The organism is Streptomyces sp. NPDC001832, from assembly GCF_040297265.1.
In the GTDB taxonomy this organism is placed as follows: domain Bacteria; phylum Actinomycetota; class Actinomycetes; order Streptomycetales; family Streptomycetaceae; genus Streptomyces.
This window is the reverse complement of record NZ_JBEOYU010000002.1, coordinates 214,021-228,739: the sequence shown is the minus strand read 5'-3', so window position 1 is coordinate 228,739 and position 14,719 is coordinate 214,021. Positions and strand designations below refer to the sequence as shown.

Below are 14,719 nucleotides of genomic sequence, written 5' to 3'. Positions count from 1 at the left end.
ACCTCTTAGAACCCCGGCCCCGCCCCCGGGCCCCTACTCCCGCTCCGCCCCCGGAATCTCCGCATACCGCTGCACCCACGCATGCATGGCAATCGCCGCCGCAGCCCCCGCATTGATCGACCGCGTAGACCCGAATTGCGCAATGGAGCACACCATCGCCGCACGCTTGCGGGCCTCCGCGGTCAGCCCGGGCCCTTCCTGCCCGAAGAGCAGCACACACCGCCGCGGCAACTCGGTCCGCTCCAGCGGCACGGCCCCCGGCAGATTGTCGATCCCGATGATCGGCAGCCCCTCCGCAGCCGCCCACGCGGTCAGCGACTCCGTGTCGGGGTGGTGACGCACATGCTGGTACCGGTCGGTGACCATCGCACCACGTCGGTTCCAGCGCCGTCGCCCCACGATGTGGATCTCCTTGGCGAGGAAGGCGTTCGCGGTGCGCACCACGGAACCAATATTGAAGTCGTGGCCCCAGTTCTCGACCGCCACATGGAAGTCGTGCCGCCGCAGATCCAGATCGGCGACGATTGCCTCCCGCGTCCAGTACCGGTAGGCGTCGCCCACGTTGCGCCGGTCGCCGTGGGCGAGCAGCTCGGGGTCGTACTGCTCACCCACGGGCCAGGGCAGCGGATGCGGCCCGACGCCGACCTCCGTCCCGTATCCGTCGTCGTACTGCATCGGTTCCGCCGCCGGTACAGATGCGACGGGCGGTTCGAGTCCGAGTCCCACGGGCTCTTCGGTCAATGCGTCCCCACCGGTATTACCGGTGCTGCCACTGCTGCCGCTCTTACTGCTCACCCGACGAGCGTATGACCCCCGGCGCCACTGTGCTGCGGGGCCTCCTCGTCATCGACGGCATGCCGCTGCCCCGGCACCTTGCCCCTGCGCGCGAACAGCAGTTCCCGCCCCAGGGTCACCCGGCCGCCGAGCCACACCAGGAAGACGGTCGGCAGGAAGACGGAGTCGGCGGCGATCATCGCCATCGAGAAGAACGGCAGCCCGAGCAGCAGGGCGATGCCGACGTGCTCACACATCATGACGACGAGCAGGACGTTCTTGACCCGCCGGTTGAACAGGGCGAAGGGAAAGGCGACCTGGACGATGACCGTGCCGTACGTCAGCAGCATCACCATGACACCGCTGGACGCGAGGATGTCCGACAGCCCGGGCCAGGGCGTGAAGTAGTCGAGCTTGAGTGGGTAGTACAGCGCCGTGCCGTCCTGCCACCGCGAACCCTGGATCTTGTACCACCCTGCCGTCGCGTAGATCAGACAGACCTCGGCCATGATCACGACAAGAGTCGCATTGTGGGCGAGATTGGCGACAACATCCAGCAGGGTGCGCGCTTCGCTGTCCGGCGCATACCGATTCACAGCCCACCAGGCACCCTGGCCGACCCAGAGGACCCAGAAGAGAACCGGCAGCCACCAGGTGCCGCCAAGGCCGTCTGTCACGGTGGCCACAATCAGAACCAGGCCGAGCACCACCCAGAGAACCGGACCGGCCGCATTCCCCCGCACCGAACGCCGCGGACCATCGTCTTCCGCATCCGCGTCCGCCTCTGCCGGACGCCCCACACGGGCCGCACGCCGCGCATCCAACGACCAGACCTGCCCGCAGCGCGTAAGCACGAGATAGATCGCCATCAGATGGATGACATTGTCGCCGCCGTCGCCCATGAAAATGCTGCGGTTCTGCAGGGAGAGCACACCGGCCATGAAGAGGACCGACATGGCGCGGGTGTGCCAGCCGACCATCAGCAGCGCGGCAGAGAGCAGAGCAACCGCGTACACGATCTCGAACCAGGCCGTGCTGTCCGACCACATGAGCGCGGTGAAGGCTTGATTGCCCGATATGAGCTGCTGCGCCATGTCCCAGCTCCATGGCGCGTCGGGTCCGTACATCTCGTGGCGGTGCGGCAGTTCGCGCAGCAGGAACAGCAGATAGGTGGCGGAGAAACCGATGCGGATGACAGCGCTCTGGTACGGGCCCAGTGCCGAGGATGTAATGCGCTGGATGCCGCGGGCGAGCTTGCGGTCGAAGGTGAACGTACTCACTTGTCCGCCCCCTTGGCGTTCTCGGGGAGGTCGGCGGAAGTTACGGTCCACCACGGCAGCACCCGGTAGGACGGCTTCGTGCTGATCTTCTCCTCGCTCCATTCGGGCGCCGCGATGGACCGCACCTCGGAACGGATCTGGATGCGCTCGATGGTGCCGCCGTAGTCGTGTTCGCTGAGACGCAGCATCGCAATGCGGCGGATGTAGCGCTCGGAGAGCTCACCGCGCAGGCCATTCGCCCGGTTCTCGTTGTCATGGGAACTGAGATAGAAGTCCCAGCTGCGACGGAGTTCGTTCTGATGGACGTGGCTGGGAAGCGGATTGCCGCGTATCGCCTTGCCGTCCTCACCGGAAAGGCTCATCCAGGGGGTGGTGCGGCGGCCGTCGGCTCCGACTATCTCGGCTCGTACATGGACGGCCACGTTCTGCTGAAGCGGGTTCGGGGCGAAGAGCTTCCAGTTCTGCTCGAACTCGGGATAGATCCAGTCGTCGACCGCTTCGCCGTGCTGCTTGGTCAGTGTGTTGGAGGGTGCGACGTGCAAAAACACCATGGCCAGCTGAATGCAGACCACCAGCCCGATGACCGACAGTGCGATCGCTGCAACGATCTGATACGGAATTGACAGGGCAGCCATGCCGACACGGGTGCCTGGACCCGGCCCCCGACCGGCGTCGGACGCCGCGTCCTCGCACTGTCCCGGCCCTGGCCCGACACCCCCCTTCCCGCTCCCGCTCCAGACACCCCTGTCGTCGTACGAATCCATCCCGCCCCGATCCCCGTCGATCCCCGGTGAGTTATCCACAGGGTTGACACCCTACGGGCCACCGACCCACCATTGAACACATTGAACCGAACGATCGGTCGGTCGGTAGGGAGTCCGGGATGACGGCAGTGACTGCGGACCAGACAGCGCAGGCAGGAGCAGGCAGGCCCGAAGGGGCGGACGAGGCCCTGGAGGCAGCTTTCGATGCCGCGGTGGCGGCGGACGAGCGCATCGAGCCGCGTGACTGGATGCCGGATGCGTACCGTGCCTCACTGGTCAGGCAAATGGCCCAGCATGCCCACTCCGAAATCATCGGAATGCAGCCGGAGGCCAACTGGATCTCGCGAGCCCCCTCGCTTCGCCGCAAAGCGATCCTGATGGCCAAGGTGCAGGACGAGGCGGGACACGGCCTCTATCTGTACAGCGCCGCAGAGACCCTCGGCACCGGCCGCGAGGAGCTGCTCGACAAGCTCCACGCAGGCCGCCAGAGGTATTCATCGATCTTCAATTACCCGACGCTGACCTGGGCGGACGTCGGCGCGATCGGCTGGCTCGTGGACGGCGCCGCGATCACCAACCAGGTACCGCTCTGCCGCTGCTCCTACGGCCCGTACGCCCGGGCGATGGTCCGTATCTGCAAGGAGGAGTCCTTCCACCAGCGTCAGGGTTACGAGCTGCTGCTCACCCTCAGCCGCGGCACCCCGGCGCAGCGCGAGATGGCACAGGACGCGGTGAACCGCTGGTGGTGGCCGTCCCTGATGATGTTCGGTCCGCCGGACGACGCATCGGCCCACTCGGCGCAGTCGATGGCCTGGAAGATCAAGCGGCACTCCAACGACGAGCTGCGGCAGCGCTTCGTGGATATCTGTGTCCCACAGGCCGAGATGCTGGGGCTGACCCTCCCGGACCCGGATCTCCGGTGGAACGAGGAGCGTGGTCAGCACGACTTCGGGGCGATCGACTGGCAGGAGTTCCAGGAGGTCCTCAAAGGCAACGGCCCATGCAACGAGCAACGCCTCACCCAGCGCCGCCGGGCGCACGAGGAGGGCTTCTGGGTCCGGGACGCGGCGGTTGCGTACGCCGAGAAGCACGCAGCAGTACGGAACGGGGAGGCGACAGCGTGAGCAGTTCGACCGAATGGCCGCTGTGGGAGGTGTTCGTGCGTTCACGCCGCGGGCTGTCCCACACCCACGCGGGCAGCCTGCATGCCCCGGACGCGGAAATGGCCCTGCGCAACGCGCGCGATCTGTACACGCGCCGTTCCGAGGGCGTCTCCATCTGGGTAGTCCCGTCCACACAGGTCACGGCCTCCTCGCCGGACGAGAAGGACTCCTTCTTCGAGCCGGCCGGTGACAAGCCGTACCGACACCCGACGTTCTACGAGATCCCGGAAGGGGTGAAGCACCTGTGACCGCAGCCCTCGCCCTGGGCGACGACGCGCTGGTGCTCTCGCATCGGCTGGGGGAGTGGGCGGGCCATGCCCCCGTGCTGGAAGAGGAAGTGGCCCTGGCCAACATCGCCCTGGACCTGTTGGGGCAGGCCCGGGTGCTGCTCTCCCTCGTCGGGGACGAGGACGAGCTGGCGTATCTGCGCGAGGAGCGCGCCTTCCGCAACGTCCAACTGGTCGAGCAGCCGAACGGCGACTTTGCCCACACCATCGCCCGCCAGCTCTACTTCTCCACCTACCAGCGACTGCTCTACGAGCAGCTGGAGGCCGGTGAGAGTCCATTCGCCGGGCTGGCGGCGAAGGCGGTCAAAGAGGTCGCCTACCACCAGGACCACGCGGAGCACTGGACGCTACGGCTCGGCGACGGCACGGCCGAGAGCCATGAGCGGATGCAGCGCGGGGCCGACGCCCTGTGGCGGTTCACCGGCGAGCTGTTCCAGCCCGTCGAGGGCATGGAGATCGACTGGCAGTCGCTGCACAGCGACTGGCTGGAGTCCGTCACCGCAGTGCTGCGGCAAGCCACGCTGACTGTGCCGGCCGGCCCGCAGTCCGGAGCGTGGAGGGCGGGGGCGGGACGCCAGGGCATCCACACCGAACCATTCGGCTGGATGATCGCCGAGATGCAGCACCTGCATCGCAGCCACCCGGGGGCGTCATGGTGACCGAAACGCTCCTGGAGGAGGAACTGCACCGATTGGCAGGCTCCGTACCTGATCCCGAACTGCCCGTGCTGACCCTGGACGAGCTGGGGGTGCTCCGTGGCGTGGACGTGGTGGCGCCAGGCAAGGTCACCGTGCGTCTCACCCCGACCTACACCGGCTGCCCGGCGATCGAGGCCATGTCTGCCGACATCGAGCGGGTGCTGCACGACCACGGCATACCGGAGGTCTCCGTGGTCACCGTGCTCTCGCCTGCCTGGTCCACGGACCACATCAGCGCGGAAGGACGGCGCAAGCTGGCCGAGTTCGGCATCGCGCCCCCGCGTCCGCACGACGCCACGGCCTCCGCAGGCGGCCCGGTGCCGCTCACGCTCTCGGTCCGCTGCCCGCACTGCGGCTCGACCGATACGGAGCTGCTGAGCCGGTTCTCCTCCACTGCATGCAAGGCACTGCGCCGCTGTGTGACGTGTCGTGAACCGTTCGACCACTTCAAGGAGTTGTAGATGTTCCATCCGCTCCGGGTCCGCGCGATCGAACGGCTCACGGACGATTCGGTGGCCGTCGCCCTCGCCGTGCCGCCCGAGCTGCACGAGACCTTCCGCCACAAGCCCGGCCAGCACCTCAATGTGCGCTACACCGTCAATGGCGAGGAGATCCGCCGCTCGTACTCGATCTGTTCCCCGGCCGTCGAGGAACAGTCGGATCCGGTGCTACGGGTGGGCATTCGCCTCGTCGACGGCGGCGCGTTCTCCACGTACGCGCTGAAGGAACTCGCCGTCGGCGACCTGATCGAGGCAATGCCTCCGATGGGCCGCTTCGTGCTCACGCCCCGCGCCGGACATTTCGCGGCGATCGTCGGGGGCAGCGGGATCACCCCAGTGCTGTCGATCGCGGCGACACTGCTTGCGCGGGAGCCCGGCGCCAGTTTCTGTCTGATCCGCAGCGACCGGACGGCAGTGTCGACAATGTTCCTGGACGAGGTCGCCGACCTCAAGGACCGCTATCCGGACCGGTTCCAGCTGGTCACAGCGCTCTCCCGGGAAGAGCAGCAGGCAGGTCTCCCGTCCGGTCGGCTGGACGGGAACCGGCTCACCGAGCTGCTGCCCGCGCTACTACCGGTACCAGAGGTAGACGGCTGGTATCTGTGCGGGCCGTTCGGACTGGTACAGACCGCCGAGCGCGCACTGCGTGGCCTCGGCGTCGACCGGGCCCGTATCCACCAGGAGATCTTCCATGTGGACGACGCCCCGAACGCACCTGCCCGCACCCGGGCCGAAACGCCTGCTCACAGCAGCCTCACCGCGACCCTGGACGGCCGCTCCGGGACATGGCCGGTGCAGGAGGGCGAATCGCTGCTGGAGACCGTGCTGCGCAGCCGCTCCGACGCGCCGTACGCCTGCAAGGGCGGTGTGTGCGGGACCTGCCGGGCATTCCTGGTCTCCGGCGAGGTACGGATGGACCGCAACTTCGCGCTGGAGCCCGAGGAAACGGGCGCCGGCTATGTGCTGGCGTGCCAGTCGCATCCCATCACTCCCGAGGTGGAACTCGACTTCGACCGCTGACCGCACCCCTTCTCGCCCACCCCACCTCCCATTCCTCCACCTCGCCTCCCACGCCTCCTGCTACGCCCTCTCTCTGTTCCTTCCTTCTGTTCCCTTCTCATAGAACCTGTTCTATCTTGACGAACCATCAGGTCGGGGTACGGAAGCCAGTGGTTGGCAGGAGGCCAGGGCAGTGGACTTCACCTTCACCGAGGAACAGCAGGCAGCCACTGAGGCAGCGAGAGCGGTCTTCTCGGGCGTTGTGCCCGACGGGGTGCCCAGCCCCGCTCTCGTGCCGGGAGCGGTGGCCGAGGACATCGACCGGCCCCTGTGGGCCAGGCTCGCCTCAGGCGACCTACTGAGTCTGACGCTGTCGCCGGAGCACGGCGGGGCCGGCCTGGATCTCGTCGCGCTCTGTCTGGTGCTGCGCGAGTCCGCAAAGGTACTTGCGCGGGTGCCGCTGCTGGAGACGTACGCGGTCGCAATGGCACTCCAGCGCTACGGCGACGCGAGGCTGGCCGCCGAGTTGCTGCCGCGGGTCGGCCGGGGCGAGCTGGTCCTCACCGTCGGGGCCAACGGCAGCACCGGTCACGATCCGGCCGAGCTGGCCGTCACTGCCCGCCGGGAAGCCCACGCGAAGAGCAACCGGCCTGGCGAAGCCGACGGTGACGCTGCGGGCTGGGTGCTCGACGGGGTGCAGTCAGGAGTGCCGTGGGCGCAGGCCGCGGACTGGATCGCGGTTCCCGCCCACACGGGCAAGGGCCAGGCCGTTGTGGCCCTGATCCGGCCCACCCACGACGGCGTCACTCTGGCCGAGCAGGTCTCCACCAGCGGTGAGCTGTTCGCCGAGCTCCGGCTGGATTCGGTACGGATCGACAGCAATGCTCTGATCGACACCGCCGGGGCCTGGGAGTGGCTGCGCGCCCTGCTTACCACCGGAACGTGCGCGCTCGCCCTGGGCCTGGGCGAGGCCGTGCTCACCATGACGAGCGAATACACCGGCAAGCGCGAGCAATTCGGCTTTCCCGTCGCGACCTTCCAGTCCGTCGCCGTACAGACCGCGGACCGTTACATCGACCTGCGCGCCATGGAGGTGACGCTCTGGCAGGCGGCCTGGCGGATCTCCACCGGGGCCGGCGGCGCACTGCCCGCCGAGGGCGACACTGCCGTGGCGAAGATCTGGGCGTCGGATGGTGTCCGCCGGGTCGTGCAGACGGCACAGCATCTGCACGGCGGCTTCGGCGCGGACACCGACTACCCGCTGCACCGCTTCCATGCCTGGGCGAAGCAGATCGAGCTCTCCCTCGGCCCGGCAGCAGCACACGAGCAGGCATTGGGCGACCTATTGGCCACGCATCTCCTCAGCTGACACCGGCCAGCCCCTCGACCAACACGGGCCGAGCGGCAGCCCCAGCATCCCAGCAGCCGAGCAGCCTCCGGGCCCAGCGGCCACCGACAGCCTCTCAGCCTCAGAGCACGAAAGGCGGGTTGCCGTTGTCGGTGACCATCGGACGTCCGGCACCGTCCCAGGCGAGCATCCCGCCGTCCAGGTTCACGGCGTCGATGCCCTGCTGCACCAGGTACTGGGTGACCTGGGCGGACCGGCCACCGACCCGGCACATCACATGCACGCGCCGACCGTCCTCGGCGGCTTCGGCCAGCTCACCGAAACGGCCCCTCAAGTCACTCATCGGAATGTGCAGGGCGCCTGCGACATGCCCGGCCGCCCATTCGTCGTCCTCCCGGACGTCCAGCACAAAGCCGTCCGACGGAACCGCCGCGACGTCCACCGAGGGCAGCGGGGCGAAATTCATGGGTCATGCCTTCTCTCGTATGTACGCTCCAGAGTCACCAGGAACGCTACTGCACCAGACCTGCCAGCTCCGCCTCACGCTGAGCGACCTCGCCCAGCAGCTGATCGGCGATCTCGTCGAGCAGCCCGTCCGGATCGTCGGGCGCCATCCGCAGCATGGCCCCGATCGCGCTCTCCTCGAGTTCCTGGGCGAGCACCGTCAGAAGTTCCTTGCGCTGGGTCAGCCAGTTCAGCCGGGCATAGAGCTCCTCACTCTCGCTGAGCTCCGTCTCCGGCACCACCGGCCCCGCCGCCCACTCCTGCGCCAGCTCCATGAGCAGCGCCTCGTCCCCGCGCCCATAAGCAGCGTTGACGCGGGTGATGAACTCTTCCCGCCGTGCCCGCTCTGTCTCGTCCTGCGCCAGATCCGGGTGGGCCTTGCGCGCCAGCTCGCGGTAGAGCTTGCGCGCCTCCTCGGTCGGCCGGACCCGCTTGGGCGGCTGGACCGGCTGCTCGGTCAGCATCGCCGCCGCCTCGGGAGACAGCCCGTCGGAGTCGATCCAGTCATGGAACAGCTCGTCGACGCCAGGCATCGGCATCACGATCGCCCGGGCCTCCTGCGCCTTGCGGAGGTCTTCGGGGTCACCGGTCCTGACGGCCCGGGCTTCCGCGATCTGCGCATCGAGCTCATCCAGGCGGGCGTACATCGGCCCGAGCTTCTGGTGGTGCAACCGGGAGAAGTTCTCGACCTCGACCCGGAAGGTCTCCACCGCGATCTCGAACTCGATCAGCGCCTGCTCCGCCACCCGCACAGCCCTCGCAAGCCGAGCCTCGGGCCGAGCCCCCTCAGCAGCCCCTTCGGCGGCGTCGGTCTCCGAACCGGCGCCAGCATCGGCACCGGCCGCCCCTCCGTGCTGCGCATCCTGCTCGTGCTGCCGGTCGTTTTCCTGCCGGTCATCGTCGTTCCGGGTGGTAGGCACCCCGGCGGCTTCGTGGGTCACTCGTCCAGCGTATGGCCACCGCCCACGCCCTGCGGACACGCGGTCGCCTCAATGCCCCTCACACGCCCGGTTCGGCGGCTATCCGCCCCGAACCGACGGCCCGCACCAGCTCCGCGTGGTCTGCCTCAGTACGGTCCGCGTACGTCACCGCGAACGCCGCCACCGCCTCGTCCAGCTCTTCGTTCTTGCCGCAGTAGCCCGCGATCAGCCGCGGATCGGCACTGTGCGCATGGGCCCGAGCCAGCAGCGCACCGGTCATCCGGCTGTAGTCGTCGACCTCGTCAGCTGCCAGGGCCGCCGGATCCACACTGCCCTTGCGGTTTCTGAACTGCCGCACCTGGAACGGGCGCCCGTCGACGGTGGCCCAACCCAGCAGGATGTCGCTGACGACCTGCATCCGCTTCTGCCCGAGCACCACCCGGCGCCCCTCGTGCGAAACCTCCGGCACATCGAACCCGACAGCCGGGAGGTAGGGCGCCAGCACTGAGGGCCGCGCCTCCTTCACCTGCAGCACCAAGGGCTCGCCGAGGTGATCGAGCAGGAGCACCACATACGACCGGGTGCCGACGCTCCCCGTGCCGACCACCCGGAACGCCACGTCCTGGATCGCGTATCTGGCGAGGAGCGGTACCCGGTCCTCCGAGATCGTGCCCAGATAGTCACCGAGTCCCGCCGCCACAGCGGCGGCCTCCTCGTCCGGCACCCGCCGCAGCACCGGTGGCGCGTCCACGAAGCGGCGTCCGCCGTCCCCGGAATCCTTGGTGGATTTGGCCGCGAAGCGGGCGCTGGTGTTGTTACGGGCCTTCTCCGAGACCCGCTCCAGGGTGCCGAGCAGATCCCGCGCATCCGTGTGCGAGACCAACTCCTCGTCCGCGATGGCGTTCCAGGCATCGAGCGCGGGCAGTTTGGCCAGCAGCCGCATCGTCCGCCGGTATGCGCCCACTGTGTCGTATGCGCCCTGGCGGCAGGAGTCCTCGTCCGCCCCAGCCTCGCGCCCGGCGAGCACGAGCGAGGTGGCGAGGCGCTTGAGGTCCCATTCCCAGGGGCCGAACACGGTCTCGTCGAAATCGTTCAGATCGATGACCAAGCTGCCACGCGCATCGCCGTACAGCCCGAAATTGGCCGCGTGCGCATCGCCACAGAGCTGGGCGCCCACCCCGCTGACCGGTGTGCCCACCAGGTCATGGGCCATCAGCCCGGCCGAGCCACGCAGAAACGCGAACGGTGTGGCTGCCATCCGCCCCACCCGGATCGGGGCGAGACCGGGCACCCTGCCCCGGCTCGACTCCTCGACCGCCAGCACGGCATCGGGCCGCCCGGCCGGAAGGTCAAGGGCGGAGTGAGAGGCCCTGGGCACCCTCTCCCGCAGCGCCTTGCCCGCCTTCCTGGGCGACTGCAGCTCACTCTTGCCCGCCACAGTCGCCCGGCGCGCGAATCCGGGTACGACCGGAATGCGCGGATCACCTGTCACAGCCCGCTGAACCGGCATTGTCGCTTCGATTTCACCCATGGCGCGCAGTCTCTCTCCCCTCACTCTCGCCCTGCGTTCCTGACCCCATGCCCTGTCGCAGATCAATTGCGACGAAGGTACCGTCGTCCGCCGAAAGCCGTCTGCCCCTGTGGAAATCCTCACGACTTGTGGACAACGCCCTGCCCCTGTCAGCACACCGAAGGCCCGACCCGGCAGAACATCCTCCGGCCCGCCACGACCAGCGCGACGGCCAGGACGCATCCACGGACTCCCGCCCGCCCCGGCATCCGGTACATCCCAGCAGAGGCCGCCGGAGGTCAGATACGTCAATGTCAGCGCCGCCTCTGTCAGGCCTGGCGTGAGCAGCACCCCGGCGAGCTCATTCCGCTCACCGACACCTCAAGGCCCCCATAAACCCCTTAAGCCCCATAGGCCTCACACCACCCTGAGAGACCAAAAATCCGGTGTTTCACGTGAAACCAAACCCGGGAACGGAGAAGCCCCACAGGCCGTTGGCCTGTGGGGCTTCTCTCTTGTGCGCGAGGGGGGATTTGAACCCCCACGTCCCTAAGGACACTGGCACCTGAAGCCAGCGCGTCTGCCGTTCCGCCACTCGCGCAAGAGTGGTGTTTCCAGACTCTCTCACCGCTTGGTGTGAGCGCCTGGCGACATCCGGAAGATTAGCACGCTGGACAGGGTGGATTCACATCCGTTGTTTCACCGAACGCCTGGCGGGAACCGGGAACGTCAGATGGCCGCCCCCACTCCTCCTCAGTGCACCCCAGGTGCGGGACACTGTCAGGAGGCCGCCTCTACGATCCCTGTGAGAGGTGACACTCATCCACAGGGCAGACAAGGGGAACCAGCCGTTTTCCCCATGCGTGGATACGATCAGTAAGCAGTACAGGGACGACTACAACGGAGGAGGTGCCCCATGGGAGTCATGAAGCGTTTCGAGCAGCGTCTCGAAGGTCTGGTCAATGGCACCTTCGCCAAGGTCTTCAAATCCGAGGTCCAGCCGGTCGAGATCGCGGGAGCCCTCCAGCGCGAGTGCGACAACAACGCAACGATCTGGAACCGTGAGCGGACCGTCGTCCCCAACGACTTCATCGTCGAACTCAGCACCCCGGACTACGAGCGACTCAGCCCGTACTCCGGCCAGTTGGGCGACGAGCTCTCCGGCCTGGTCCGCGACTACGCCAAGCAGCAGCGGTACACCTTCATGGGGCCTATCAAGGTCCATCTGGAGAAAGCCGACGACCTCGACACCGGGCTCTACCGGGTGCGCAGCCGCACCCTGGCGTCGAGTTCGTCACAGCAGCAGGCCCCCCAGGGCCGGCAAGAACCGCAGAGCCACCCTGGACAGCACGGCCAGCCCCCCTACCCGGGCCCGGGGCGGCCACCGCAGCCCACCGGCGGCTACGGCTACCCGCCCAGCTCCGCCCCGCCCATGCCTTCGGCCCCGCCGCCAGGCGCGGGCAGGCCCGGAGCGCCCAGTACCGACCGAAACCCACCGACCGGACCCGGCCCCCTGCCGAACGCGCAGGTGCGGCGCTGGATCGAGATCAACGGCACCCGCCATCAGATCTCCCGCCCGACGCTGGTGCTGGGACGCAGTACCGACGCCGACGTGCGGATCGACGACCCCGGCGTATCGCGTCGGCACTGTGAGATCCGGACCGGAACGCCCTCGACGATCCAGGATCTCGGGTCCACCAACGGCATCGTGGTAGACGGGCAACACACAACCCGCGCTACGCTCCGCGACGGCTCGCGGATCGTCGTGGGCAGCACCACCATCGTTTACCGGCAAGCCGAGGGGTGAAGCGGGGGCAATGTCAGAGCTGACCCTGACGGTCATGCAGCTAGGTTTCCTGGCTGTTCTGTGGCTGTTCGTGATCGTGGCCGTCCAGGTCATCCGCAGCGACCTGTTCGGAACGCGCGTCACGCAGCGCGGCTCACGCCGCACTGCGACCGACGCACGGCCGCCACAGGCACGCCAGAGTGCCGCGGCACCGCCGCAGCAACGCCAGCAGTCCGGCCGCCAGCGCCGGGGGGCACCCACAAAGCTGGTCGTCTCCGAGGGCACCCTCACCGGCACCACGGTGGCGCTCCAGGGACAGACCATCACGCTGGGCCGGGCCCACGACTCAACGATCGTCCTGGACGACGACTACGCGTCCAGCAGGCATGCCAGGATCTACCCCGACCGTGACGGTCAGTGGATCGTCGAGGATCTCGGGTCCACCAACGGCACGTATCTCGACCGGACCCGACTCACCACCCCGACACCTGTTCCGCTGGGCGCGCCGATCCGGATCGGCAAGACCGTCATCGAGCTGCGGAAGTAGTACGACAATGAGCGAGCGGAGCGAGCGAGCCGCGGCGGTCCGGGCAACGGACCCGGACCGGCTCCCGACCGGAGGGTGGGCAGTGTGGCTCGAGACCGGCTGTACCCCGAGCCGACAGGCGAGGTGCGCATGAGTCTTTCCTTGCGCTTCGCCGCCGGATCGCACAAGGGCATGATCCGGGAAGGCAACGAGGACTCCGGCTACGCCGGTCCGCGCCTTCTCGCCATCGCCGACGGCATGGGCGGCCAGGCAGCCGGCGAGGTCGCCAGCTCCGAGGTGATCTCCACACTCGTCCAGCTCGACGACGACGTCCCGGGTTCGGACATCCTCACTTCGCTCGGTACGGCGGTCCAGCGGGCCAACGACCAGCTGCGCATGATGGTCGAGGAGGACCCCCAGCTGGAGGGCATGGGCACCACGCTCACCGCCCTGCTCTGGACCGGCCAGCGCCTCGGTCTCGTCCATGTCGGGGACTCCCGCGCGTATCTGCTGCGCGACGGCGCACTCACCCAGATCACCCAGGACCACACCTGGGTACAGCGGCTGGTCGACGAGGGCCGGATCACCGAGGAAGAGGCCACCACCCACCCGCAGCGCGCCCTTCTGATGCGTGCGCTGGGCAGTGGCGACCACGTCGAACCTGATCTCTCCATTCGTGAGGTCCGAGTCGGCGACCGCTATCTGATCTGCTCCGACGGGCTCTCCGGCGTCGTCTCCCACCAGACGATGGAAGAGGCCCTCGCCAGCTACCAGCGCCCCCAGGAGACCATCCAGGAGCTGATCCAGCTCGCCCTGCGCGGCGGTGGTCCGGACAACATCACCTGCATCGTCGCCGACGTCCTCGACGTCGACAGCAATGACACCCTGGCCGGACAGCTCAACGACACCCCGGTCATCGTCGGTGCGGTCGCAGAGAACCAGGCCGCCCAGCTGACCGCCGCCGAAACCACAGCCGCCATGCAGACCCCTGCCGGACGAGCGGCCGGCCTCGGCCGCCCCGTTCCGCCGCCCGCAGGTGGCTTCGGCCCACCCGGAAGCGGCGACGGCGTCGGCTACGACGGAATGCCGGACGGCTCCTTCGACGCGTACACCGACGAGGACTTCATCAAGCCCGGCGGCGGCCGCAAGTGGCTCAAAAGATCCTTCTTCATCGTCCTGACGCTCGCCGTCATCGGCGGCGCCGTGTACGGCGGCTACCGCTGGACCCAGAACCAGTTCTACGTCGGTGCGAATAACGAACATGTCGCGCTGTACCGCGGCCTCAGCCAGGACCTCGCCTGGGTCTCGCTCTCGAAGGTCGAGAAGGACCACCCCGAGATCGAACTCAAGTACCTCCCGCCCTACCAGCGCAAGCAGGTCGAGGCGACCATCGCGGAGGGCAACCTCACCTCCGCACGCGAGAAGATCGACGAACTCGCGCTCCAGGCCTCCGCCTGCAAGAAGGACGCCCAGCGACGCGCGGCCGAGCAAGCCCGCTCCGACGAGGGCCAAGCCGGCGGTACGGGTGCGGAGACCACCGGGAATTCCGCCACGTCCAACACCACCAAGACCAAGCCGACCACATCGACCCCCACTCCTGGTCCCAGCCTCTCGGAGGAAGAGAAAAAGCTGGTCCCGCAGTGCGGTAAGCAGTAGCCGT

15 protein-coding genes and 1 tRNA gene are annotated in these 14,719 nt (G+C 68.0%); 9 read left to right on the top strand and 7 right to left on the bottom strand.

Annotated elements, in window-relative coordinates:
- Window positions 1-33: 33 nt before the first annotated feature.
- From ABT115_RS03320 to ABT115_RS03310, 3 genes are all read right to left on the bottom strand, one after another.
- Window positions 34-675, bottom strand: a complete 642-nt coding sequence (locus ABT115_RS03320; RefSeq protein ID WP_351783615.1) for a TrmH family RNA methyltransferase — start codon at window positions 673-675, stop codon at window positions 34-36.
- A gap of 116 nt (window positions 676-791) precedes the next feature.
- Window positions 792-2,054 (bottom strand): HTTM domain-containing protein, encoded by a 1,263-nt coding sequence (locus ABT115_RS03315; protein WP_502969016.1) that lies wholly within the window; start codon window positions 2,052-2,054, stop codon window positions 792-794.
- A complete protein-coding gene (locus ABT115_RS03310; protein WP_351783483.1) occupies window positions 2,051-2,818 on the bottom strand; it encodes a DUF5819 family protein in 768 nt (255 codons plus the stop codon). Before ABT115_RS03310 ends, ABT115_RS03315 begins: the two co-directional genes overlap by 4 nt.
- A gap of 119 nt (window positions 2,819-2,937) precedes the next feature.
- Here ABT115_RS03310 and paaA point away from each other — a divergent pair, with 119 nt between their 5' ends.
- The 6 genes from paaA to ABT115_RS03280 all read left to right on the top strand — a co-directional run bounded on the left by paaA (window position 2,938) and on the right by ABT115_RS03280 (window position 7,834).
- Window positions 2,938-3,942: a 1,2-phenylacetyl-CoA epoxidase subunit PaaA gene (gene paaA, locus ABT115_RS03305; protein WP_351783481.1), complete on the top strand. Its 1,005-nt coding sequence runs from the start codon at window positions 2,938-2,940 to the stop codon at window positions 3,940-3,942.
- Window positions 3,939-4,229, top strand: a complete 291-nt coding sequence (gene paaB, locus ABT115_RS03300) for a 1,2-phenylacetyl-CoA epoxidase subunit PaaB (protein WP_266416914.1) — start codon at window positions 3,939-3,941, stop codon at window positions 4,227-4,229. The genes paaA and paaB overlap by 4 nt, the downstream gene beginning before the upstream one ends.
- Window positions 4,226-4,927: a 1,2-phenylacetyl-CoA epoxidase subunit PaaC gene (paaC, locus tag ABT115_RS03295; protein WP_351783478.1), complete on the top strand. Its 702-nt coding sequence runs from the start codon at window positions 4,226-4,228 to the stop codon at window positions 4,925-4,927. The genes paaB and paaC overlap by 4 nt, the downstream gene beginning before the upstream one ends.
- A complete protein-coding gene (gene paaD / locus ABT115_RS03290) occupies window positions 4,921-5,427 on the top strand; it encodes a 1,2-phenylacetyl-CoA epoxidase subunit PaaD (RefSeq protein WP_351783476.1) in 507 nt (168 codons plus the stop codon). Before paaC ends, paaD begins: the two co-directional genes overlap by 7 nt.
- Complete coding sequence (locus ABT115_RS03285) at window positions 5,428-6,486, top strand: 2Fe-2S iron-sulfur cluster-binding protein (RefSeq protein ID WP_351783474.1); 1,059 nt, start codon at window positions 5,428-5,430, stop codon at window positions 6,484-6,486.
- Window positions 6,487-6,658: 172 nt separating this feature from the next.
- Complete coding sequence (locus ABT115_RS03280) at window positions 6,659-7,834, top strand: acyl-CoA dehydrogenase family protein (RefSeq protein ID WP_351783472.1); 1,176 nt, start codon at window positions 6,659-6,661, stop codon at window positions 7,832-7,834.
- Window positions 7,835-7,934: 100 nt separating this feature from the next.
- Here the strand turns inward: ABT115_RS03280 and ABT115_RS03275 are convergent, their stop codons facing one another.
- The 4 genes from ABT115_RS03275 to ABT115_RS03260 all read right to left on the bottom strand — a co-directional run bounded on the left by ABT115_RS03275 (window position 7,935) and on the right by ABT115_RS03260 (window position 11,348).
- Entirely contained in the window at window positions 7,935-8,279 is a 345-nt protein-coding gene (locus tag ABT115_RS03275; protein WP_351783470.1) for a rhodanese-like domain-containing protein, read from the bottom strand.
- 46 nt (window positions 8,280-8,325) lie between these two features.
- Window positions 8,326-9,258, bottom strand: coding sequence for a J domain-containing protein (locus tag ABT115_RS03270; RefSeq protein ID WP_351783468.1), 933 nt, complete (start codon window positions 9,256-9,258; stop codon window positions 8,326-8,328).
- Window positions 9,259-9,316: 58 nt separating this feature from the next.
- Window positions 9,317-10,768, bottom strand: coding sequence for a DUF2252 domain-containing protein (locus ABT115_RS03265; protein ID WP_351783466.1), 1,452 nt, complete (start codon window positions 10,766-10,768; stop codon window positions 9,317-9,319).
- Between the two features lie 497 nt (window positions 10,769-11,265).
- Window positions 11,266-11,348: transfer RNA gene (locus ABT115_RS03260), tRNA-Leu, on the bottom strand.
- A gap of 315 nt (window positions 11,349-11,663) precedes the next feature.
- Here ABT115_RS03260 and ABT115_RS03255 point away from each other — a divergent pair.
- The 3 genes from ABT115_RS03255 (at window position 11,664) to ABT115_RS03245 (ending at window position 14,715) form a co-directional block, all read left to right on the top strand.
- Window positions 11,664-12,554 carry an FHA domain-containing protein gene (locus ABT115_RS03255; protein ID WP_351783464.1) on the top strand — a complete coding sequence of 297 codons (891 nt, stop codon included), beginning with the start codon at window positions 11,664-11,666 and terminating at the stop codon, window positions 12,552-12,554.
- A gap of 10 nt (window positions 12,555-12,564) precedes the next feature.
- A complete protein-coding gene (locus ABT115_RS03250; RefSeq protein WP_351783462.1) occupies window positions 12,565-13,080 on the top strand; it encodes an FHA domain-containing protein FhaB/FipA in 516 nt (171 codons plus the stop codon).
- Between the two features lie 129 nt (window positions 13,081-13,209).
- Window positions 13,210-14,715, top strand: a complete 1,506-nt coding sequence (locus ABT115_RS03245; RefSeq protein WP_351783460.1) for a Stp1/IreP family PP2C-type Ser/Thr phosphatase — start codon at window positions 13,210-13,212, stop codon at window positions 14,713-14,715.
- Window positions 14,716-14,719: the final 4 nt, after the last annotated feature.

Bases quoted from the DNA above. Each gene is read 5' to 3' on its own strand.
- ABT115_RS03320 (WP_351783615.1), bottom strand. From the start codon at position 675: ATGCAGTACGACGACGGATACGGGACGGAGGTCGGCGTCGGGCCGCAT.
- ABT115_RS03310 (WP_351783483.1), bottom strand. From the start codon at position 2,818: ATGGATTCGTACGACGACAGGGGTGTCTGGAGCGGGAGCGGGAAGGGG.
- paaA (WP_351783481.1), top strand. From the start codon at position 2,938: ATGACGGCAGTGACTGCGGACCAGACAGCGCAGGCAGGAGCAGGCAGG.
- paaD (WP_351783476.1), top strand. From the start codon at position 4,921: ATGGTGACCGAAACGCTCCTGGAGGAGGAACTGCACCGATTGGCAGGC.
- ABT115_RS03285 (WP_351783474.1), top strand. From the start codon at position 5,428: ATGTTCCATCCGCTCCGGGTCCGCGCGATCGAACGGCTCACGGACGAT.
- ABT115_RS03275 (WP_351783470.1), bottom strand. From the start codon at position 8,279: ATGAATTTCGCCCCGCTGCCCTCGGTGGACGTCGCGGCGGTTCCGTCG.
- ABT115_RS03265 (WP_351783466.1), bottom strand. From the start codon at position 10,768: ATGGGTGAAATCGAAGCGACAATGCCGGTTCAGCGGGCTGTGACAGGT.
- ABT115_RS03255 (WP_351783464.1), top strand. From the start codon at position 11,664: ATGGGAGTCATGAAGCGTTTCGAGCAGCGTCTCGAAGGTCTGGTCAAT.
- ABT115_RS03250 (WP_351783462.1), top strand. From the start codon at position 12,565: ATGTCAGAGCTGACCCTGACGGTCATGCAGCTAGGTTTCCTGGCTGTT.
- ABT115_RS03245 (WP_351783460.1), top strand. From the start codon at position 13,210: ATGAGTCTTTCCTTGCGCTTCGCCGCCGGATCGCACAAGGGCATGATC.